This window comes from Cellulomonas biazotea (assembly GCF_004306155.1).
Lineage (GTDB): Bacteria > Actinomycetota > Actinomycetes > Actinomycetales > Cellulomonadaceae > Cellulomonas > Cellulomonas biazotea.
Genome location: NZ_BIMR01000519.1, coordinates 240 through 880 on the forward strand (window position 1 = coordinate 240; position 641 = coordinate 880).

1 protein-coding gene is annotated in these 641 nt (G+C 70.7%); it reads left to right on the forward strand.

Features of this window, described 5'->3' with window-relative positions:
• A partial coding sequence (locus tag CBZ_RS21405) for a hypothetical protein (protein ID WP_218022850.1) occupies positions 1–640 on the forward strand: 640 nt, incomplete at its 5' end.
• Between the last annotated feature and the right edge of the window lies 1 nt (position 641).

The window sequence follows — 641 nt, forward strand, 5'->3', positions numbered from 1 at the left end:
CGGCGACGGGCTGCTCGCCTGCGGACCGTCCAACACGACCGTCCCGGTCCCTGCCTGCATCGACGGACCGCCCGTCCTGCCGCTGTGGCGACAGGCGCGCGCCGCCGCAACGGATCCGTGGCCCACCGACTGGACCCTCGCCTACGGGTACTCCTGCCCCGAGGACGCCGTGCCGCCCATGAGCGAGGCCGACTTCCGACGACTCCCCCTCGCCGCCCCCGTGCTGCGCCTGCAACCCGACCGCGGATGGGTCCTGGTCAACAAAGAGACCATCGTCATGACCGACCCCACCGCCCAGACCCTGCGCACCGACCTGCTCGGCTACGGCATCGACGTGATCGCCACCCCCACCCTCTACACCTACGACTTCGGCGACGGGCACACCCTGGCCACCACCAGCCCCGGCAACCCCTACCCCGACCACGACACCTTCCACCGCTACGAGAACCTCGCCACCGTCACCATCACCCTGACCACCACCTGGACCGGCCGCTACCGCCTCGACGGCACCACCGTCTGGCACGACATCCCCGGCACCGCCCAGACCACCACCACCAGCACCCCCTTCACCATCGAAGAACGCCGCGCCCGACTCGTCGACGACCTCTGCACCGACATCCCCCAGCCCACCGACTGCTGAG